Source organism: Paenibacillus mesophilus (assembly GCF_005938385.1).
GTDB lineage: Bacteria > Bacillota > Bacilli > Paenibacillales > NBRC-103111 > Paenibacillus_AB > Paenibacillus_AB mesophilus.
The window spans coordinates 510,632-526,664 of the sequence record NZ_VCRA01000001.1; the positions used below are offsets into that span (position 1 = coordinate 510,632).

Sequence of the window (16,033 nt, forward strand, 5' to 3'; positions counted from 1 at the left end):
ACATGATTTTAACGGAAGTGGAGCGCATTCCCCCACCTCTTGCCTTCAGCGCTCCCTCTCTTTGCAGAATTTTCCAACAGTATCAGCGCCCGCCGTAACGGCGGACGCACCATTTGCTCCAGCTTGTTTAATTCAACGCGTACAAAACGACCCCGTCGCCCTCGAGTTCCCGGACACGGCCTTCGTCCCGCAAATAGAACAGGTGCGCGATCGTCTCCGACAGCGCGAACCTCAGCTGGTGGATCGACAACCGGTCGCCGAAGAAGTCGCGGCATAGCGCATACGAAGTGCGGGGCTCGTCCAGCTTCGCTTCCATGGCGGCAAGCCGCTCCTCATGATGCCGGATGATTTGCCCGGTCCGCTCCGCAAACGTACGGAACGGGTCCCGGTGACCGGGGAATGCCAGCTCCACCTTGAGCTTGCCCACCTCATCCAGACTGTGCAAATAGGAACGGAGCGGGTTGTCGTCGAACCCCGGTATATAGCTGACATTCGGCGTTATTTGCGGCAGCACGTGATCGCCGCAAAACAGCTCCGACCGCTCCTCGTCCAGAAAGCATACGTGGCCGGCGGCATGCCCCGGCGTGACGAAAGGTTGGTACGTCCGGTCGCCTATCTTGTACGGCCGCTCCGTATCGATGACGGTCAACTGCGGCTGCGGAGACAGCTGGGGAATAAAGCTTGTCATATGCTCGGCCATCGGAGCGAGCGTTTCCTCGTCCATCCCATGGCGGCGGAACAGCTCCAGCAGCTCGGCGCTCATCGTCTCGCCCTCTCCCCACAACGCCCGGACTTGCTCCATGCCCGTACCGGAAATGTGCACCTCCGCGCCGGACCGTTCCTGGAACCAGCCGCTTAGCCCGTAGTGGTCGGGGTGATGGTGCGTCAAGACGATTTTCTCCAATGCGCCAATGGGCAAGCCGAGCTCCTCCAGCGCGCCGTTCCACAGCTGCTCCGCCTCTGGCGTGCGCAGGCCCGGATCAATCAAAGTCCAGCCGGAGCGGGAGATGACGACGTAGCTGTTCACCCACCTAAGAGGGAACGGAAGCGGGACTTTGACTTGAATGATCGTATCGCTCAAATGAATAATCGGTTTAATCACGGAGTCATCCTTCCTTCGTTCCGGTCAGTATAAGTCTCGGCGAGCTTTTCCGCTCGTAGCTTCTTCCGTCGTAGCCGCCGAATACGCCGTCGATGCGCAGCTTCGCCCCAGTCATCATCGCCTTGAAGTGGTCTAAGCCATAGCATTTGACTTGCTCGGTGTACTGTCTCTCCGGCTTGCCCGGTTCGCGGATGGCGATGCTTTTGCTTATGAAGCCTTCTTCCACCGTACGTCGCTCTTCGATGAGCCAGCCGCCTTCCCGCCGGACCGTTTGCGGCACCAGATGAGCCTCAACATACGGTGCGTTCAGGAAGTCGACGATAAATCGTCCTTCCGGCTTCAATACCCGCGCGATTTCGCGAATTACTTTCTCGTTCTCGGCATCGCTCGCGAAATAACCGAACGACGTGAACAAATTGACTACCGCGTCGAACGGTCCGTCCGCCGGTATGCTCCGCATATCTCCTTGCAGCCATTCGACGCGTCCATCCTCATCGCGTTTGCGCGCTTCCGCCAGCAGCACCTCGGATAAGTCCACTCCGGTCACGCTGTAGCCGAAATCGGCGAGCGCCATCGAGTGACGCCCCATTCCGCAGCACAGATCGAGTACCTCGGCCCCTGCGGGCAGTCCGAGCCACCCGATCATCGTTTTCACTTCATCGTAAGCTCCGGCCGTGTCGCGATGCTTGTAGACGATCAAATAATCGCTGCCGAAGCTTTCTTCATACCATCCCATCGGTAAACTGCACACTCCTGTCCATAAACCGATCTTTCCTTTATGTAGCACGATTGATATCGATTGTACCATTGTACGCTTTCGGGGAAAAGCAAAAAAGAACACTCCCGCATCAAGAGGCGGGAATGTTCCTTGTCTCAACCGATTCCATTGTTATTTCTTAAACCGCGAAGCGGCGATCCGCTGCTGCAGCAGCTCGTGGAAGCGGTCCTCGTCGAGCGGAAGCTCGGCCCAGTCGTCCGTCCAGGCGGACAAGTACATCGCGTTGGACAGCGACAGTCCGCGGATGCCTTCTTGGCCCGGCGCTACGAGCGGCGTTCCTTTGCGGATCGAATCGACCCAGTTTTGCGTAACCGCCTTGTGCCCGTTAGGAGCCGCCCCGACCGGGACGTCGAACTTCCAGCATTCCGGCTGTCCGAAACCGGTTTTGGCCGTACGATTAAACTCCGGCTCCGGCACGCGCAGCCGCCAGAACGTCAGCTTGTTGTCCTCGATGACAATTTTGCCGCGGTCACCGGTTATTTCGAACCGGTTCGTTCCCGGCGTTTCCCCGGTCGTCGTAATGAAGACGCCGGTCGCACCGTTCGGGTATTCCACATAAGCGGTTACTTCGTCCTCGACCTCGATGTCGCGGTATTTGCCGAAAGAGCAAAACGCGCGGACCCGCGTAGGGAGCATGCCGATGGTCCACTGCCACAGATCGAGCTGGTGCGGACATTGGTTTAGCAGGACGCCTCCGCCCTCGCCGGCCCATGTCGCCCGCCAATTGCCCGAATCGTAGTAGCTTTGCGTCCGGTACCATGTCGTAATGATCCAGTTCGTACGCCGGATTTCGCCAAGCTCGCCGCTATCGATCAAGTCTTTCAGCTTGATATAGAGCGGATTTGTCCGCTGATTGAACATCATCGCGAACCGGACATCGCTCGCATCGGCTGCTTCGTTCATTTCGCGCACTTGCTTCGTATAGACGCCGGCCGGCTTCTCGCATAGCACGTGAATGCCTCGCGCAAACGCCTTCATCGACGTGCCCGGATGGTCGAAATGCAGATTGCAGATCAGAATCGCATCCACCGCGCCCGAGTCGAGCATCGCGTCCACCGTCTCGAATGTTTGAAGCGTCTCCCCGAACTGCTCCTTCGCCCAGCGCAGCCGGTCCGTGCTGATGTCGCACACGGCGGCCAGCTCCGCCCCCGCCACTTCGCCGGCGGAAATATATTTGGCATGGGACGACCCCATGTTCCCGATTCCGACTATCCCGATTCTCACACGATTCATCTGAATTTTGCTCCTTTACAGCAACGATTTGATGTAGGCAATATTGTCCGCCAGCAGGTCGTCGGTCGGCGCCGACTGGCTGAAATCCTCGAAGCTCAGCCATCCGTCGTATCCGACGCTCTTCAAGTCGGCGATCACTTGCGGCCAATTCGCGAATCCTTCTTGCATCGGAGCGGAGACCGTCCGCCATGCCGGGTCCGTCGCGCTTTTCCGGTTCGGATTCGGCTCCCATACGGCATTTTTCACATGGACGTGGGCCAAATACTCGCCTAACACCTCGAGCCCCATCCGGTACTGCTCGTACCCTTCGTACACCATATTGCCGGGGTCGAAAATAACGCCGATCCTCGCAGGATCGAACCCCTCGACCAGCCTTCGCGCCAAACCGGCGCTTGGAGCGATCATATTCATATGCATCTCGATTAACGCTTGGATGCCGTAACGACCGCCGAGCTCCTGCACGCCTTCCATATAGGCGCGAGTTTCCATGAACAGATCCCCGTAAGTTCTGGATCTATTATAACCCGGCACCCCGATGCGGATAGACGGGGCTCCGAGCAGCTTGGCGGTACGCATGTCCCGTTCGACCGCAGCCAAATCCCCGACCTTCAAATAGCAGCCCAAGTTCGGAACGGCCAAGCCGGCCTCATCCGCGAGCCGCTTCAGCGCAAGCAGCCGTTCTTCCGGCGAGCCGGCATCCACCGTGCTCAAATTATTTCCCCAGAACGAAGGCTTCTCCTGAAGGCGGCCAACGTCGATTCCGGTGACGCGCCATTCGATTCCGTCATATCCATGCTTCTTCAGCGCGGTAATTGTATCTTCCGGAGTATACTCAGGCATCATGACTGTAAAGACGGCAAATTTCAACTTGGACACTCCTCTTCAGTATGGCATCATTTCTTTCATCCTACCATAAAGGGAGCCCGGGACACTTTATCCTCGTTGCCGAATCGCATCCGCTCATTTGATTGTGGTTGGCCTGCTGCCGCATCACGACGTGACGGTTTGTTTCCGGAATTGCTCCGGCGTGCAGCCGACCCGGCTTTTGAACATCCGGGTGAAATGGGAAGGATGCTTGAAGCCGACCTTGTAGCATACGTCCGTCACCGTCAAATTTTTGTCGAGCAGAAAATGAATTTTCGCCTGGTTGATGCGCCGGTGATAGACGTAGTCGAATATCGTAGCTCCGGTCACTTCCTTAAAGAGCTTGGACAAATAATATTTATTCAGATGAAGACAATCCTCCAGCTGCTCCAGATGCAGGTCTTCCTGGTAGTGGTCTTCGACATAATCGATAATGTTCTGCGCGTGCCGTTCTTTGTCGGACGGGAAGGCCGAGCCCGAATCGGCGGACTGGCACAGCTCGTACACCAACAGCAGTAAATCGAGAAAGGCTACGATCAACCGGTCCCGCGATAGTCCGCCTTCTTCGACCGACAGTTTGCACATCCGTTCGAGCATCGCTTCAACTTCCGCACGGTTCGTTCCTTGCAAATGAATGCGATGGTTTTTCAGTTCATAGAACGGCTGCAGCAAATTGACGGCGAACGGCATTTCCGCGAAAGGCTTCACAAAGGCCGGCTCGAAATGCAAGATCGTCCGCCGATATGGAACGCTCGGATCGACGTTCGGACAATGCAGCGTCATGCCGTTCATCAGAATGAGATCGCCGGGCGAGAGGACGAATATTTTGTCCCCGATCAAGTAGTTGGCCTTGCCTCCGTGGAAGTAGTACATTTCGAAATACGGATGAGAGTGGAACTTCATGCTCGTGCCCCCATCGCTGTAATGGGCCTCCAAAGGCCGTATATGAAATGGCGGACGCACCACTTCACCTCCTTAAAAGCTTTGCGCAGCAAAGCTTGCATCGTAAGCATAAGCTTAGCTTTGCGCAGCAAAGCTTGCATCGTAAGCATAAGCTTAGCTTTGCGTAGCAAAGCTTGCATCGTAAGCATAAGCTTAGCTTTGCGTAGCAAAGCTTGCATCGTAAGCATAAGCTTAGCTTTGCGTAGCAAGGCTGGCATCGTAAGCTTAAACTAAGCTTTGCGCAGCAAGGCTGGCATCGTAAGCCTGAATTTCGAGCTATCGTCGTTACTGAGAAGTTACGACTTCTACAGTGTAGCATGGCGGGCATCGGCCTATAAAGCACAAAGCCCCCGAAACCGGAAACCGGTTCGGAAGCTTTCAGCGCCGGCACCGTCAGTCCGGCTTGATATCACGGGTGCTTTGCACATAAATCCATTTTCCGTCTGGCGCTGCCCCGATCAGCTCGCTGTTCAGCGGCATGTTCGGAACGATCACTTTCCGTTGTCCTGCGTCCGCATCGTAAGCATATAGATGAAGCTTGCTGTTTCCGGCAGGCTCCTCATACCCTTTGTAAACGAACGTATGGCTCGCTCCGAGCCAATAGACCGGATAGCCCGCCATGCCGCGCGGGATGTCGGCTTTTTTCTCCTCGCCCTTGTATAAGCCTGCATTGGCATACATCCGGTATGCCCCGTCGGCGGATGCAACAAAGCCGGACCAGCCCGAGGCGGCCTTCGGCGCGTTCCATGTCCCTACCCGGTCGGCAGACGGGTCGTACCGGTAGCGAATCTCTTCCCTGTTCTGCATGTCGTACATCCGGGTATAAATATGTTGGCCGTCGTCGTAAAACGACACGGGCAGCGTTCCATCATTGACCATATTGTCTTCCAGCTTGCCGAGGAGCGCCTTGGCAAATCTGCGTTCCTTTCCTGTTGCCAGATCGACCACAACGAGATCGAGATCGCTCACTTGCCGCGCATCTTTGCCAACCGCCGCGACGACGGCTTTGCCGTCCTTCGTGAACTGGGCGCCTTGCACGTATCCGTTCAGCCGGACCCGAATCTTATCCTTGCTGTCCGGAATGCCGGGAACCGCCGTTTCGGCATACATGAAACCGCGCTTGTCGGCAATAAACGCGCCGTCCCCTACATACTGCGTGTAGAGCGGGATCGGATAATCGGTTATCGACCTGGCCTTCACGTCATATATCGAAAACAGCGGAGTCGATGGGGCGTCGCACTCGCAATAAAGGGTCGGCCGGGTCAGAAGGAGAAACCGGCCCTCCTCATCCAACATACGCATTCCGTAAGGGACTTCGAAGGAGGTTAGCCGCTCCGCCTTCTTTCCGTCGGACGAGATACGCCATAATTGATCCGGCTTGCTCACGACTGCCCGGAAACCCGCTTGGTCTTGGATTTCCGCCCCTTGTCTCGTTTTCGCCCCGTTCACTTGAACCGCGTAAATGCGATGAACCCCCTCGACATCATCTTCGGCGGTTAGGCGCAGTTCGATCCGCAGCTCCGTATCGCTTTGCCAGTCGAACGCAAATTTCCCCGCCGCACCGGTATGATCTTGTCCGCGCATCGCCGCATTGGAGGCGAGGATCGCCTCGACGACCGATTCCCGGTCCATCGGATATTTGAACCGAATCCAAAAAGCTTGCTTTGTCGGCGGAACGAGCGTCGTAGCAGGCGCCTTCATTCGAAGGTCCCCTTCAAATGTTATGGCGGCCGCACCTGGCTCCACAATAGGACCGGAAACCGCAGCGCCTCCCTCCTTGGAACCGCCTTCGCTTGGCGAACCGGCGCCGCCTTCCTGCTGCCCCTGGCCGACAACCTCGACGGCTTTCTGACCCGCCTCCCGCTCCTTCGTGCACCCCGACGCCGTCAAGATCAGCAGGACGGCTGCAGCAAATTTGATCCACGATCTCATGATAGGATCACCCTTTCCGTACGTTAACCTTATGGACGATGCGGAGGGAAGGAATGTTTCGGGGTTTTTACACAAAAACTTCCTCCCACTCGGATCGAATGCGGACATGGAAGGAAGTTTCAGCTTCGCCGGTATCGGCTTACAGCACAATAAAATAAAGAAGTTGAAGAAAACAGATATGAAAGTTCGCTTTTGTAGTAGCTAATTTGTGGAGTGGGGCGAGTAAAGTTCCAGCTTATTCATATCCACTATAAATCCATGTGGTTTCAGAATATCCAGACCAAGCAAACCTTTATGCGACTTGGGAAGGATTCCGACATCCACTTCTACCCGTTCAACCCTAAGCGAGTCAAGCTGGATATAGTCCATTACTTTCGTGTAAAAAGGAACTGTCCCACCGATGCCATAAGCCTCATAGACAGGGTCTCCGTTTTCATACGTTACACCGATCTCCTCCAGCACATCAGGACTGAAAACGGTATGAGACGAACCTGTATCAACGATAATATCGGGAATATGCAACGTCTTTCCACGAAAACAAAGGGTGATTACGGTTGTCAGCAGTTGTCCTTCATAAGTTATCTTCATGAGCCGCGTCTCACTCTCAGCATCGGGTCTTTGCGCAGATGGATGACACACTTCTCATTGGAAGTGTGGTAGACAATGCTGCCCGGTTCTGCGCTAAAAAACTCCCTGTTGGCATCCTGCACGGGTATCGTCCGGATTGGCGCTACTTCCGTTACGATTTTTTTATCTTCTTCCTCGGTGAAATCGAGTATGGAAAGTAGTACAAATTGGTCGGGAAACAATTCTCTGACTTGCTGCCATTTCATCGTTATATCCCTCCTGTGCCATTCATGTCTTTATTTTACCATAATATGTGCTTAAATCGAGAGGTTGCGAGGAACAGCTTCTGGTGGATGACATTATAAAGACGCAAAAAAAACTTCCTCCCACCCGCATCAAATGCGGACATGGAAGGAAGTTTCAGGCTCGCCAGAATTGGCTTTCAATCAAATTTTCAATTCCCCAAGCTTGATCAACTCGACAACCGCCTGCGATCGACCTTTCACGTTCAGCTTCTGCATAACGTTGGAAATATGGTTTCGCACGGTCTTTTCACTGATAAACAGCTGCCCAGCGATGTCTTTCGTTGTCTTGTCTTGCACGAGCAGTTCAAAGACTTCGCGCTCACGGTTGGTCAAAAGAAACTTGTTTTTGTGGTCGTTGCCCTTCAATATCGCCACCCCTCCTTGCTTGGGTTTTGTATATGTTACAAGGTGTAGGGATACAGTCAAATTATGATATGAGCGGGCTGGTGCTTTGGTGCGATACGCCTGAAAAATGGGCATCCATGCGGAATCGCGTCGGTTCGATCGATATCGGCCAATTATACTTCCGCTTTAACGAATCGCTGCGGCAGCCTAAAGAAAAGAACCTCCGTATCATACCGGAGGTTCTTGTGGTCATAATCTTGGAAGAAGTGCTATTTCGGATTGGCCGCATTGGCCGGGAACAACCGCTGTACCATCGTATTGAATTCGGCTATAAACCCCGATACCGGTTTGCCTGCATTCAAGTCATGCGTATAGTTTGTTACGCGGCCTACAAAATCCGGATTGGCGGAAACATAAACGTTCTGGATATTCGGTCGCTGCGCTTTTACTTGCTCGGCGATCTTTGTCTTCACATCGCCCGCATTGTCCAAATCTTGACCGCTCTTGGTCGAAACCGCAACATAAGCATTGTTGTCCGTCAGTAGCACGTTGCACGATTTAACGGCCGGATCGACGGCGGTCAAATGGTTGGCGATGTCTTGGGCCGCTTCCATCCGGGTGTTGGTATGCATATTCGTCCCGGTTGGCCCAGTCGGTCCGGTCGTTCCCGGTGTACCGGTCATGGTGCCCGGTATTCCCGCACCATATCCGGTCGTTCCGTCCCGATGCTTGTAATCGCTCCAGCGGTTGACTCCATCCTGATCAAACCCTGTGATCCCGTTGTCGCGGTTCAACCCATGCCGCATGCTGTCGTTATCCTTGATCAGATCCGGATCGGTGCCTCTGTATCGGTCGAGACCAAGTCTCATATCTTTCGTGTTGCCCGTACCGTAGTTGAACGGACGGTAATTGCTCGTCTTCATTCCGTCGTTCGTTCCCGAGCCTTCATGCCGGGCATTGGTGCAGCCCGAAGCCGCTACAGCGATAAGCGAAGCGAGCAGCGCAAACCGAACTGTGTTTTTTGCCAATCATTTCAGCTCCCGTCTATAGTTTATTGAAATGGCGGAACAACTTTAGGATGCTCTCGTGCCGTTTGCGGCATCCTTGCGAAACGATGGCAAAACCAAAAGAGAGCCCGGGCGGGGCTCCCTCCATTGTCACTTGGAAATAAACTGCTGCGTAAACATTTTGCCGCATTGTCCTCCGTCGACGATTCCGATCCCGATATGCGTAAACGTAGATTTCATAATATTTTCGCGATGCCCCGGTGAATTCATTAGTGCTTCGTGAGCGGCTTGCACCGTCTGATTGCAGGCGATGTTCTCCCCGGCGCTCGAATACGTGATGCCGAATTGCTTCATCATGTCGAACGGCGAGCCATACGTCGGCGACTGGTGGGAGAAATAGTTGTTGTCGACCATGTCTTGGCTTTTCAGCCGGGCCACCTGCGCCAGCTTCGCGTCGGCAATAAGCGGCTGCAGACCTGCTTGTTGCCGCGCCGCATTCACGAGATCGATCATCTGCCGCTCTTCCGCGCTAAGTCCTTCCGCAGGAACCGGAGTCGGTTCCGGTGCGGGTGTCGGGTTCGGTTGAGGCACGGGCGGTTTGGGAGTCGGAGCGGGGGCCGGGGGCCGCTTCGTTATTTTCGCGTTCGCATATGCCCACAAAATCGATTCCAGCGTCTTATCGTCAACAGCGCCAGTTGCAGGTAGGCCGTATTTTTGCTGGAAACGTTTCACGCTCGCTTCGGTCTCCGGACCGTAATAACCGGTAATCGTACCATTGAAATAGCCGAGCGACTTCAGCATCCCCTGCACGGCGAACACATCCGGACTTTTGGCGCCCTTCCCGAATGCTTCGGCGTGAACCGATGCGGCGAACAAGCAGACGAGCAACGTTACGATGATAAGAAAAGATTGTCTATAGCGACGGAATACCGCCATTCGCAGCTTCACTCCTTCATGAGACGCTTTACACCTAATATGCCAATGCGAAGAAAGCTCTATTCGCTATAACTCCCGATTGACAACCGGTAAAAGGTTGGATAAAGTAAGAAATAGAACAAAATTAGTACCTAGTACTAATAGTAAGTATCATTACTTGATTTCAAAGTTCCGGAAGGAGGATTTTGAAAATGAATCAAGACCAAAATTCCCCCGCGTTTGCCGGCATTACGGCGATCGGAAGCTATGTCCCCGATCGCGTGCTGACCAACGATGATTTGGCTCAAATGGTCGACACGAACGACGAATGGATCGTACAAAGAACCGGTATTCGCGAGCGGCGTATTTGTGCACCGAATCAATTTACAAGCGATTTATGCATCGCGGCCGTGGAAAATATGGTCGCCCGTTATCCGGTAACGGTGCAAGATGCGGATCTTATTCTTGTCGCAACTCATACACCGGACTATCCTTTCCCGTCGGTAGCTTGCCAAGTTCAGGCGCATTTCGATATCGCGAATGCCGGAGCGATCGATCTGAACGCCACGTGCGCGGGATTCGTGTATGCCTTGCATATCGCTAACGGACTGATTGTGTCGGGGCTTCATCGGAAAGTGCTCGTTATCGGGGCGGACAACATGTCGCGAATTACCGATTATACGGATCGGACCACCTGCATTTTGTTCGGAGACGGTGCCGGTGCCGCGCTCGTCGAACGGAGCTCGGAGCCATCCTTTCTGGCCGCGCATCAAGTTTCCGACGGAACCGGCGGCAACCACATTTATCGGACCGGTATACGCAGCGAGATGAACGGCAAGCCGCTGAACGATTCGGGGCTGCTCGTCCAGAACGGCAGGGAAGTATACAAATGGGCCGTGCAGACGGTTCCCCAAGGAATGACGGCGCTGCTGGATAAAGCCGGACGCTCGATGGATTCGGTCGACTGGTTCATTCCGCACAGCGCCAACCTGCGCATGGTCGAATCGATCTGCGAGAAGAGCGGTTTTCCGATCACTCAAACGTTAACGAGCATGGTCCGCTACGGCAATACATCCGCCGCTTCTATTCCGCTTGCCATATCCGACGCCTCCTCCTCCGGACAAATCAAGACCGGGGATACGCTGCTGTTGTACGGATTCGGGGGTGGACTGACCCAAGCAGGACTGTTCCTTCGCTGGACTTTGTAAAGTTTCCCTCCCGCTACGACCGGAAGCTTTTTATATAGTAATCTTTCAAAAAAAAGGTATAATGAAAGGTGACTCTTTTTTCCACTTGACGCACGGTATCGGGAGGGAATCCATGCGACGAGAAAAAATACTGATCGTGGATGACGAGCTGGACATCGGCGAGCTGATTTGTCTTTACCTTGCCAAGGAAGGCTACCGGACGTTAACGGCTTACGACGGTTACGGCGCGATCGAAATCGTGGATAAGCAGAAGCCCGATCTGATCATTCTTGATATTCAGCTTCCCGATTTGGACGGATTCGAAGTATGTTTGGAGCTCCGCAAAATGACGAAAGCCCCGATCTTGTTTTTGAGCTGCAAAAGCGACGACTTGGACAAAATACTCGGTCTTGGCGTCGGCGGCGACGATTACATTACGAAGCCGTTCAGTCCGGGCGAGCTGGTCGCCCGTGTAAAAGCCCATTTGCGGAGAAGCCGGATGTTATTCGAGCCGGTCGCCGGGGAGCATGATTTGCACTACGGTGAATTAACGATCGAACCGAAAAGCTTCACGGTATCCCTTCGAGGCGAACCGGTGCCGCTGTCGGCCAAAGAATACCAGCTGCTTCTGCTGCTCGCCAAAAATCCGGACCGCGTCTATAGTCTGGACCAACTATTCACACAAGTATGGGAATCCCCGTCGATAGGTGACCCCAGAACCGTCATGGTTCATATAAGCAACATCCGCAAAAAAATCGAAAACGATCCCGCCCGCCCGAATTACATCTTGACGGTGCGCGGGGGAGGTTACAAGTTCAACGGCTCGCTTTCCGCAATCGAAGCGGTGCCTTGAGCACTTACGGTAACGCAAGAGGCTTCGCCCGGTTTCAAACGGCGAAGCCTCTTGCGTCGTTTGGACTAACGGGAGGGGATACACATAAAATTGGAGCGATTGATCTCCATCATCTACAAGCTGCTGAATCACGAGGTTTTGCCTGCCTCCGTGCTGGCTGAAGAGTTTCAAGTTTCCCAAAGAACGATCTATCGGGATATCGATGTGATCTGTGCTGCGGGCTTCCCGGTCGTATCGTATCAGGGAACGAATGGCGGATATGGCATCATGGACGGATACAAAATGGATAAAAGTCTGCTCGGTTCTTACGATGTCAATTCCCTGATTACTGTGCTTAGAAGCCTCTCGACCGTTTTTGAAGACGAGCGTGTACAGGGAACCATTGAAAGACTGCAGACGATTGGACCGGAGCATCAGGCCACGAGTTTGTCGGTGGACTTGGAAACCCGCCGCACGGAGCCCGAGGCGCTTCGTCATTTACGCACGGCCATTACCCGGCGAAATATCGTCCGATTTGATTATATTAATGCAAAGAATGAACGCACGACCCGTTATATGGAACCGCTGCGGCTTCATTTTAAATATCGTAATTGGTACATTTACGGGTTTTGCCGAACACGGCGAGATTATCGGGAGTTCCGACTGTCCCGGTTGATGAATTTGTACCTGACTCAGGAAACTTTTCAGCCGCATCACGAGGTGCCACAAGAGGCTGCTTTGTCAAACAAGGGATGGCAGGATCAGTTGGAAGAAGTAGTGATCCGGGTGGGAACGGAGGCTATGGCGGAAGCGTTGGATCAGTTTCACCAGGTCGATAAGCAATTTCATGACGATGGGAGCATGACGATGCGAATTCCCGTTTATCAACCTTTAGAGGCACGATGGCTTTGGACGATTTTGCTCGGTTTTGGAAGTGGCGCCGAAGTCCTCGAGCCCCCTGCACTGCGAGGGATCTTAAAAGAACAGCTTCAAAATGCGCTCAAACTTTATGAAGATGTATGACAGACTGTTGTCATACATCTTTTTCTATTATAACTACAGACAAAATCAAATCCATGACAAGTCAAAAGGAGACGAAACGAATGATGAATCATCCTGCAGTCATGTATAACTACCATGCGTGGGCTACTCAAACCCTCTTGGGACGAATCAAGGAGCTCCCGTCCTCGGTGCTGCAACAAGAAGTAAACACCTCGTTTTCCACTATCAGCGAAGCGTTCGCGCATATTTATGCGATCGACAAGTGTTGGCTTCAGGTTCTGAGTGGTACGAGTATGCCCAAAGCGCTGGATGAGTGCCTTCCGCTTCAACAAGAAATAGTTCGGTACTCTGTCGATGATTTCGCGAATGCCTTTAGTGAGTTAGCGGAACAATACAGAGCATGGTTCCGAAGCCAAAACGATTTGGAGCAAACCATTGTGCTTGAGAATCCGTACGCCGAAACGCGCAACATTCGATTATCGGAAATTGTACTGCAAGCGGTCAACCACGGTACCTATCACCGAGGCAATATTTCGACCATGCTGCGCCAGCTGGGCCACGCATCCGCGATGAACGATTATTCACTTTATTGGTACCAGCAACCTGCGGAATCGATTTAATCTATGGAAATTGAAAATCAAATTCCAATAAAAACGAGAGAAAGTTTACACTTACGATTCCCGAGATCAATCATAGGATTTGTTGGATTTTTTGCCGAGAGGGGCATATGCATATGAAGTACGAACTTGGCCGTTGCCTGCTGGCAGAAAGGCTTCAGGAAGCAGGAATGCCGCTGGAAGGGCTGGCGCTTGAATTGAGGGTGAGACGGGAGCGGCTGGTTGACTGTATCGACAATAAAAGAGTGATGTCTCTTAAGCTCGCGATCTCGATCGCCGACACGCTGCAGTGCGATGTGCGCAGCCTGTACGAATTAACGCTTTCCGATGAACGACGTTAGTCGGCGTATGGTAACAGAGCCTAAGTCCTGCCCGCTATCATCGGGAATAATTTCGCCGATGGCTACACCACTTTTGACGCTTACTTCAATAAAAAAAAGGGAACAGGCACCCGTGGCAGTCTGCTCCCTGGTTATCTTTATTCCCCATGACTTTGACATAAATTATGCTGCTTTCCGTTTGTATGCACGCACCGCAAATAGATACGCGACGATCAGTATCCCTAAGCACCACGCAAGAGCGACCCAAATCTCATTGCCCACCGGCTGACCGGACAGCAGCGCACGAATGGCTTCCACGATCGAGGTCACCGGCTGGTTTTCGGCAAAGGCGCGAACGACCGACGGCATCGATTCGGTGGGCACAAACGCCGAACTGATAAACGGCAGAAAAATAAGCGAATAGGAAAAGGCGCTTGCACCTTCCACCGATTTTGCGGACAGTCCGGCAATTGTTGCGACCCAAGTTAATGCCAGTGTAAACAGCACGAGTATACCGGCTACGGCAAGCCAAGACAGTATCCCTGCCGACGAGCGAAAGCCCATAAGGAGCGCTACGAGAATGATGACGACAACAGAAATAACGTTGGATACCACCGAGGTCAGCACGTGCCCCCACAGCACAGTCGAACGCGCAATCGGCATGGAGTGAAACCGCTCAATGATGCCCCGCTGCTTATCCAAAAACAGACGGTAAGCCGTATAGGATATACCGCTTGCAATCGCAATCAGCAGGATACCGGGCAATAGGTAGTTCACATAGTTATCCGTACCGGTTTGGATTGCGCCGCCAAACACATAGACGAACAGCAGCATCATCGCAATCGGAGTGATGCAGACCGTGAAGATGGTGTCCATGCTTCGCAAAATATGGCGCATGGAACGTCCAAGCATAACGCCCATATCGCTGAAAAAGTGGTTTTTTGCCGCCTCCATTTACATGGCCTCCTTTTTGCCGATGATTGCGAGGAATATTTCCTCCAATGTCGGCTGTTTTTCAACATACTCCACCTTCGCTTGCGGGAACAGCTTTTTCAGCTCCGCAAGCGTGCCGTTGGCGATAATTCTGCCCTCGTGTAAAATGGCAATTCGGTCTGCAAGCTGCTCAGCTTCTTCTAAATATTGCGTGGTCAGGAATACCGTCGTGCCGCCGTCGGCAAGCTCCTTGACAATCTTCCATGTCTCGATACGCGCCTCGGGGTCAAGCGCAGTGGTTGGTTCGTCGAGGAAAATGATTTGCGGTTTTCCCACAAGGCTCAAGGCGATGTCGAGCCTGCGGCGCATACCGCCCGAATAAGTAGACGCCCTGCGGTCGGCGGCATCTGTCAGGCCGAAGCGTTTCAGCAAATCGTCCGCAACTTGACGCGGATAATCCAGATGACGCAGCTTGGCGATCATGATCAGATTTTCCCGCCCGGTCAAAACCTCATCTACCGCCGCAAATTGCCCAGTGAGGCTAATCGACTGCCGTACACGGTCTGGCTTTGACGCAACATCGAATCCGCTAACGGTGACGGTTCCGCTGTCTGGTTTGAGCAGCGTGGTGAGGATTCTGACAATCGTCGTCTTGCCCGCGCCGTTGGAGCCAAGCAGGGCGAAAATCTCACCTCGCTTCACTTCAAAATCGACGCCCTTTAGGACTTCTGTGTCCTTGAAAGACTTTCGCAGACCTTTCACTTCAATTGCTTTTTCCATCCCGATATCCCCCTTTCTTTGTTTTATCCGTAACCTTCTTCATGGCCTTGTAAACTTCTTGGTCAACAGATTCTTGATACATGTCAGCGTAAGTTTTGGAATCTTTGATTAGTTCGTCGCAGAAAGCCGCTACGTCACTGCCCGTCACTTCGAGCACACCTTTCCCCAAAGCCGCGCCCTCTTCAAAAAGATCGATAATCCCCGAGAGCAAACCCGTCCCGTCGGTTAGCTCAACAGGGCCGACCTTAAAGAGATATTTTTGAATCTCTTTATAAACAATCTGATAATCTTGCGGGAGCGCTTTGACACGCGCTACGTGGGCTCGCCACTCTTTTTTGCCTTCGATGATATCCCGTATTTTCATTTTATCCT

At 53.2% G+C, this 16,033-nt stretch carries 19 protein-coding genes; 5 read left to right on the plus strand and 14 right to left on the minus strand.

Features of this window, described 5'->3' with window-relative positions; genetic code table 11:
- Window positions 1–127: 127 nt before the first annotated feature.
- From FE783_RS01925 to FE783_RS01975, 11 genes are all read right to left on the minus strand, one after another.
- Entirely contained in the window at window positions 128–1,102 is a 975-nt protein-coding gene (locus tag FE783_RS01925; RefSeq protein WP_138877609.1) for an MBL fold metallo-hydrolase, read from the minus strand.
- A gap of 4 nt (window positions 1,103–1,106) precedes the next feature.
- Window positions 1,107–1,838, minus strand: coding sequence for a class I SAM-dependent methyltransferase (locus FE783_RS01930; protein ID WP_138877610.1), 732 nt, complete (start codon window positions 1,836–1,838; stop codon window positions 1,107–1,109).
- A gap of 153 nt (window positions 1,839–1,991) precedes the next feature.
- Window positions 1,992–3,113, minus strand: a complete 1,122-nt coding sequence (locus FE783_RS01935; protein ID WP_138877611.1) for a Gfo/Idh/MocA family protein — start codon at window positions 3,111–3,113, stop codon at window positions 1,992–1,994.
- A 15-nt stretch (window positions 3,114–3,128) separates the two neighbouring features.
- On the minus strand, window positions 3,129–3,980 hold the full coding sequence (locus FE783_RS01940) for a sugar phosphate isomerase/epimerase family protein (RefSeq protein ID WP_138877612.1): 852 nt from the start codon (window positions 3,978–3,980) through the stop codon (window positions 3,129–3,131).
- A 123-nt stretch (window positions 3,981–4,103) separates the two neighbouring features.
- On the minus strand, window positions 4,104–4,943 hold the full coding sequence (locus tag FE783_RS01945; RefSeq protein ID WP_338015759.1) for a helix-turn-helix transcriptional regulator: 840 nt from the start codon (window positions 4,941–4,943) through the stop codon (window positions 4,104–4,106).
- Window positions 4,944–5,312: 369 nt separating this feature from the next.
- Window positions 5,313–6,851, minus strand: a complete 1,539-nt coding sequence (locus FE783_RS01950; RefSeq protein ID WP_138877614.1) for a hypothetical protein — start codon at window positions 6,849–6,851, stop codon at window positions 5,313–5,315.
- Window positions 6,852–7,052: 201 nt separating this feature from the next.
- The gene (locus FE783_RS01955; RefSeq protein ID WP_138877615.1) at window positions 7,053–7,439 is read right to left on the minus strand and encodes a retropepsin-like aspartic protease; all 387 of its coding nucleotides are present in this window, start codon (window positions 7,437–7,439) and stop codon (window positions 7,053–7,055) included.
- The gene (locus FE783_RS01960; RefSeq protein ID WP_138877616.1) at window positions 7,436–7,684 is read right to left on the minus strand and encodes a hypothetical protein; all 249 of its coding nucleotides are present in this window, start codon (window positions 7,682–7,684) and stop codon (window positions 7,436–7,438) included. The genes FE783_RS01955 and FE783_RS01960 overlap by 4 nt, the downstream gene beginning before the upstream one ends.
- Window positions 7,685–7,864: 180 nt before the next feature.
- Complete coding sequence (locus tag FE783_RS01965; protein WP_138877617.1) at window positions 7,865–8,089, minus strand: helix-turn-helix domain-containing protein; 225 nt, start codon at window positions 8,087–8,089, stop codon at window positions 7,865–7,867.
- 248 nt (window positions 8,090–8,337) lie between these two features.
- Window positions 8,338–9,096 carry a YhcN/YlaJ family sporulation lipoprotein gene (locus tag FE783_RS01970; protein WP_138877618.1) on the minus strand — a complete coding sequence of 253 codons (759 nt, stop codon included), beginning with the start codon at window positions 9,094–9,096 and terminating at the stop codon, window positions 8,338–8,340.
- 129 nt (window positions 9,097–9,225) lie between these two features.
- Window positions 9,226–10,011, minus strand: coding sequence for a CAP domain-containing protein (locus tag FE783_RS01975; RefSeq protein WP_138877619.1), 786 nt, complete (start codon window positions 10,009–10,011; stop codon window positions 9,226–9,228).
- A gap of 191 nt (window positions 10,012–10,202) precedes the next feature.
- Here FE783_RS01975 and FE783_RS01980 point away from each other — a divergent pair, with 191 nt between their 5' ends.
- From FE783_RS01980 to FE783_RS02000, 5 genes are all read left to right on the plus strand, one after another.
- Window positions 10,203–11,198, plus strand: a complete 996-nt coding sequence (locus tag FE783_RS01980; RefSeq protein WP_138877620.1) for a ketoacyl-ACP synthase III — start codon at window positions 10,203–10,205, stop codon at window positions 11,196–11,198.
- A 112-nt stretch (window positions 11,199–11,310) separates the two neighbouring features.
- Window positions 11,311–12,030, plus strand: a complete 720-nt coding sequence (locus tag FE783_RS01985; protein ID WP_138877621.1) for a response regulator transcription factor — start codon at window positions 11,311–11,313, stop codon at window positions 12,028–12,030.
- An 84-nt stretch (window positions 12,031–12,114) separates the two neighbouring features.
- On the plus strand, window positions 12,115–13,032 hold the full coding sequence (locus FE783_RS01990; RefSeq protein WP_138877622.1) for a helix-turn-helix transcriptional regulator: 918 nt from the start codon (window positions 12,115–12,117) through the stop codon (window positions 13,030–13,032).
- An 83-nt stretch (window positions 13,033–13,115) separates the two neighbouring features.
- Complete coding sequence (locus FE783_RS01995; RefSeq protein ID WP_138877779.1) at window positions 13,116–13,631, plus strand: DinB family protein; 516 nt, start codon at window positions 13,116–13,118, stop codon at window positions 13,629–13,631.
- A gap of 113 nt (window positions 13,632–13,744) precedes the next feature.
- Window positions 13,745–13,969 carry an XRE family transcriptional regulator gene (locus FE783_RS02000; RefSeq protein ID WP_138877623.1) on the plus strand — a complete coding sequence of 75 codons (225 nt, stop codon included), beginning with the start codon at window positions 13,745–13,747 and terminating at the stop codon, window positions 13,967–13,969.
- Window positions 13,970–14,131: 162 nt separating this feature from the next.
- On the opposite strand, the gene FE783_RS02005 is transcribed toward FE783_RS02000, so the two are convergent.
- The 3 genes from FE783_RS02005 to FE783_RS02015 are packed head-to-tail and all read right to left on the minus strand — an operon-like array spanning window position 14,132 to window position 16,025.
- Window positions 14,132–14,902, minus strand: a complete 771-nt coding sequence (locus FE783_RS02005) for an ABC transporter permease (protein ID WP_138877624.1) — start codon at window positions 14,900–14,902, stop codon at window positions 14,132–14,134.
- Complete coding sequence (locus tag FE783_RS02010; RefSeq protein WP_138877625.1) at window positions 14,903–15,661, minus strand: ABC transporter ATP-binding protein; 759 nt, start codon at window positions 15,659–15,661, stop codon at window positions 14,903–14,905.
- Window positions 15,645–16,025 (minus strand): DUF1048 domain-containing protein, encoded by a 381-nt coding sequence (locus FE783_RS02015; RefSeq protein ID WP_138877626.1) that lies wholly within the window; start codon window positions 16,023–16,025, stop codon window positions 15,645–15,647. The genes FE783_RS02010 and FE783_RS02015 overlap by 17 nt, the downstream gene beginning before the upstream one ends.
- Window positions 16,026–16,033 lie beyond the last annotated feature (8 nt).